Raw genomic sequence first — 4,493 nt, 5'->3', positions numbered from 1 at the left:
TTTTATCGGACATTAATGATTTAAAAACTAAAAATTGGCAAGAATTTAAATCAAATTATTTAAAGTACTTCGGACACATAAAAAACATTCGAGATGGTTTTTTAGAAAATAACAATGGTTTTTATTTTATAACTAATGAAATAACTCATTACTTTGACCTAAAAAACAATCTAATTAAAAGATATAAAAACAAATCTAGTAATCTTTATTATAGTAGTATTATTAAACAAGATATTCTTTATGGAATCACAGATATTCATCAAGATAAAGTTTATAAATTTGTATATAAAGAATTTCATTTAAACAAGCATATTGAAAACAAAAACGATTATGAAATAGTAGATCCAATTTATTTTGAAGATTATTCTATACTTTATTTAAAAATTGGTATTGGGTTTGTATGTTTATTGCTCTTTGGATATTTTATTTCAAAAAGAAAATATTGGTTTTTATCTTTTGTTCACAAAACTCCTTTTCTTTATTCAATAAAAAATAAAAATCTATTTTATAAAGGAAAAAAAGTGCAGCTTTTAAACTCATACGACATCTTACTATTAGAAAAACAGCTTGAGCACAAAAGCAATTTTTTTGCTTTAAGTGATTTAAACGAGTTGTTTGAAGATAAAAAAATTGAAGAGTCTATGGATGTTTTAATTAAAAGAAGAGAAAAGAAACTAAACAATTTTATAAAAACAATAGCTGCGGTTTCAGGATTCAATTCAGATGAAATTTGTGCGTTTAAAAAGAATGAAGCTGATAAAAGAATAAGAGAAATTCAAATTTTACCAAAAGCTATTACTTTTATTGCATAATATTAAAGTAATAAAATTGCTAATGGATAAAGAGAATCCTGAAACATTACAAAGCTTCAGGACAAAATGACAAAAGAGAGTAAACTACAATACTATCGCACCTGCAAGGTTTCCAAAACCTTGTAGGTGTTTTTATAGATATCTACAAGGTCAAAAAAGACCTTACAGGATGATACACTAATTATAAACTCCCTACTAACAACTCCAAACTCCCCACTAAACCTACTCCACAAACAACACCAATCCTTTCAAATAATGTCCTTCTGGGTGATAAATATTCGTTGGGTGATCTGTACCTTGCTCTAATTTGTGTAAAACTCTGATGTTTCTTCCCGTTTCTATCGCTGCTGCGGCAACGGTGTTGTAAAATAAAACATCGTCAATAACTTGCGAGCATGAGAATGTGAATAAAATTCCGTTTGGAGCTAAAGCTTTTAAACCTGCAATGTTTAAACGTTTGTAAGCTTGTGTTGCCGTGTGTTTGCTTTTGATGCTTTTAGCAAATGCGGGTGGATCTAAGACAATTACATCATAAATTTGATGATTCTCTTTCATGAAGTTGAATACATCATCAGCTACAGCTTTATGGTTAGCGTTAGGAAAATTTAATTCCATATTGCTAGCTGCCAAATCCACAGCTTTTTGAGAAATATCTACTGAAGTTACCAATTCAGCTCCAGCACTCATGGCGTAAATTGAAAATCCACCTGTGTAGCAAAACGTGTTTAATACTTTTTTACCTTTTGAGAATTCACCTAATAATTTTCGGTTTTCGCGTTGGTCTAAGAAGAAACCTGTTTTTTGTCCTTCTACCCAATTTACAGAAAACAAAATGTTGTTCTCTTTCGCAACTGCTTCAACTTTGTTTCCGAATAAGAAATAATCAGTTCCTGTATTCGGTAAAGTTCCTGAACTTTTGCAATAAATCGTTTCGCAATAGTCTGGAAAATTCGATTTTATGGCTTCAGCGATTTGCTCCATTTGAAGAAAAACGCCAGTAGAATGTGCTTGAATCACCCAATTTTTATCATAATAATCAATAATCAATCCCGAAATTCCATCGCCTTCTCCATGAATGACACGAAAAGCATTCGTAACTTCTAAATCCAATAATTTCAAACGTAACTTCCAAGCCGATTGCAATTTTTCATTCCAGAAATTCTCAGAAAAAGTTTCATCACCAAAAGTCAAAATACGAACCACAATACTTCCTTTGTTACTAAAATATCCTGTTCCTAAATGATTGTTTTTCGAATCGACTACATCCACCATTTCGCCATCGTTTATTTCGCGACTCACCCCGTAAACCGCACCACTAAAAATCCAAGGATGACGACGTTGAATTGATTTTTCTTTTCCTGATTTTAGAATTACTTTTGGTAAGCTCATTTATTTGAAAATATTACCGCGGATTCGCAGATTATTATTTATTTTTAGGAGGTTTCTTTATTGAAAAAGCAGATTCACAGATGTTTAAAATTGTAATCTGTGAATCTGCGGTGAAATTAAAATTTAATATTAATCGATATTCATTTCAGGAATATCTCCCTCAATGATTAAATCGGCTTCTGTTGCTTTGATGATGTCTTCAACTGAAACCCCTGGTGCGCGTTCTAACAATTTGAATCCTTTGGGTGTGATTTCTAAAACCGCTAATTCCGTAACGACTTTTTTCACACAACCAACACCGGTTAAAGGAAGCGTACATTTTTTCAATATTTTCGATTCTCCAGCTTTGTTAACATGCATCATGGCTACGATAATATTTTCTGCCGAAGCTACTAAATCCATAGCACCACCCATTCCTTTTACCATTTTTCCTGGGATTTTCCAGTTGGCAATATCTCCGTTTTCAGAAACTTCCATTGCTCCTAAAATCGTTAAATCTACTTTTTGCGCACGAATCATTCCGAAACTAAATGCTGAGTCAAAAAAACTTGCTCCTGGTAAAGTGGTAATTGTTTGTTTTCCTGCGTTGATGATATCCGCATCTTCTTCTCCTTCAAAAGGGAAAGGTCCCATACCTAAAACTCCATTTTCCGATTGAAATTCAACTGAAATATCCGTGCGAACATAATTGGCAACTAAAGTTGGGATTCCGATTCCTAAGTTTACATAGTAACCGTCTTTCACTTCTTGTGCTATTCTTTTTGCTATATCTTCTTTTGATAACATAATTCTTTCTTTTTACTGAACACTAAAAACTGAACACTGATTACTTTTGACGAACAGTTCTTTGCTCAATTCTTTTTTCAAATTTCTCACCTTGGAAAATACGGTTTACCATAATTCCTGGAATGTGAATTTCGTTTGGATTTAAAGTTCCTGCTGGTACTAATTCTTCAACCTCAGCGATAGTGATTTTTGCAGCACCTGCCATACAAGCGTTGAAATTACGAGCTGTTCCTTTGAAAATAAGATTTCCAGCTTCGTCACCTTTCCAAGCTTTTACGATTGAAAAATCAGCTTTGTACGCCAATTCCATTACGTGCATTTTTCCGTTGAATTCACGTGTTTCTTTTCCTTCAGCTACTTCTGTTCCGTAACCTGCTGGGGTAAAGAATGCTGGAATTCCGGCTTGTGCAGCACGACATTTTTCAGCTAAAGTTCCTTGAGGTGTTAATTCCACATCTAATTCACCTGAAAGCATTTGACGTTCGAACTCTGCATTTTCTCCTACATAAGAAGAAATCATTTTTTTGATTTGACGTTTTTGTAATAACAATCCCAATCCGAAATCATCCACACCTGCATTGTTAGAAATACAAGTTAAATTGGTTACATTTTTACGAACTAGTTCTGCAATACTATTTTCAGGAATTCCACAAAGACCAAAACCACCTAACATAATGGTTTGTCCGTCTTGAATTCCTTCCAACGCTTCTTGAACGTTATTAACTTTTCTAGAAATCATATTTTGGTTTGTTGTTGTTTATAATCCGAATTCATCCATACTAGGTTCGTCTGTTGGAACAGCTGTTGAATCAACTACTTTTTTAGGTGTCCAACAATCTACTTTGATTTTTAAATCATCAGGGCGTTCAAATGGTTCTTTTGACAAATCTAAGTCGCTATCCGCATAACATTTCTTCATAAAAATTCCCCAAATTGGTAATGCAGTTGTAGCACCTTGCCCCATATGAGTAGATTTAAAATGCGCTGCTCTATCTTCATTTCCAACCCAAATTCCAGCTGCCAAATTTGGCACCATTCCAATAAACCAACCATCTGAGTTGTTTTGAGACGTTCCTGTTTTTCCTGCAATTGGATTCCCAAAACTATAATCGTATTGTATAAATCCACCACCGCCCCATTTTAATCGAGCTCCAGTTCCTGATTGCGTTACTCCTTCCATCAATTTTATAACGGCATAAGCCACATCTTTATTAACCACATCTTTTGTAACTGGCATTGGTTGATCAATTACTACTCCGTTTTTGTCTTCAATTTTAATGATAAAATTAGGTTTTACATAAACCCCTTGATTAGCAAATGTACTCATAGCACCTACCATTTCTTCAACCGTAATATCTACGGCTCCTAATGCAATGGATGGCTGAACTGGAATTTTTGAGGTAATTCCTAATTCTTTTGCCATATCAGCAACAGCTTGAGGTCCAACTTTATCAATTAATTTTGCTGATACTGTATTTACAGAATTAGCTAGTGCTTTTTGAAGTG

At 33.6% G+C, this 4,493-nt stretch carries 5 protein-coding genes; 1 reads left to right on the top strand and 4 read right to left on the bottom strand.

Features of this window, described 5'->3' with window-relative positions; all coding sequences use genetic code 11:
- On the top strand, positions 1 to 812 hold an 812-nt coding region (locus B4I81_RS02190), incomplete at its 5' end, for a hypothetical protein (protein ID WP_291106920.1).
- 222 nt (positions 813 to 1,034) lie between these two features.
- On the opposite strand, the gene B4I81_RS02185 is transcribed toward B4I81_RS02190, so the two are convergent.
- From B4I81_RS02185 to B4I81_RS02170, 4 genes are all read right to left on the bottom strand, one after another.
- Positions 1,035 to 2,201: a class I SAM-dependent rRNA methyltransferase gene (locus B4I81_RS02185; protein ID WP_291106918.1), complete on the bottom strand. Its 1,167-nt coding sequence runs from the start codon at positions 2,199 to 2,201 to the stop codon at positions 1,035 to 1,037.
- Positions 2,202 to 2,330: 129 nt separating this feature from the next.
- Positions 2,331 to 2,987: a CoA transferase subunit B gene (locus tag B4I81_RS02180; RefSeq protein WP_291106916.1), complete on the bottom strand. Its 657-nt coding sequence runs from the start codon at positions 2,985 to 2,987 to the stop codon at positions 2,331 to 2,333.
- Positions 2,988 to 3,027: 40 nt separating this feature from the next.
- Positions 3,028 to 3,726 carry a CoA transferase subunit A gene (locus tag B4I81_RS02175; RefSeq protein ID WP_291106914.1) on the bottom strand — a complete coding sequence of 233 codons (699 nt, stop codon included), beginning with the start codon at positions 3,724 to 3,726 and terminating at the stop codon, positions 3,028 to 3,030.
- Positions 3,727 to 3,744: 18 nt separating this feature from the next.
- On the bottom strand, positions 3,745 to 4,493 hold a 749-nt coding region (locus B4I81_RS02170; RefSeq protein WP_291106912.1), incomplete at its 5' end, for a penicillin-binding transpeptidase domain-containing protein.

Source organism: Flavobacterium sp. UBA6195 (genome assembly GCF_002422095.1).
Lineage (GTDB): Bacteria > Bacteroidota > Bacteroidia > Flavobacteriales > Flavobacteriaceae > Flavobacterium.
The sequence above is the reverse complement of the archived record's forward strand: the minus strand, read 5'-3'. Positions and strand labels throughout refer to the sequence as shown.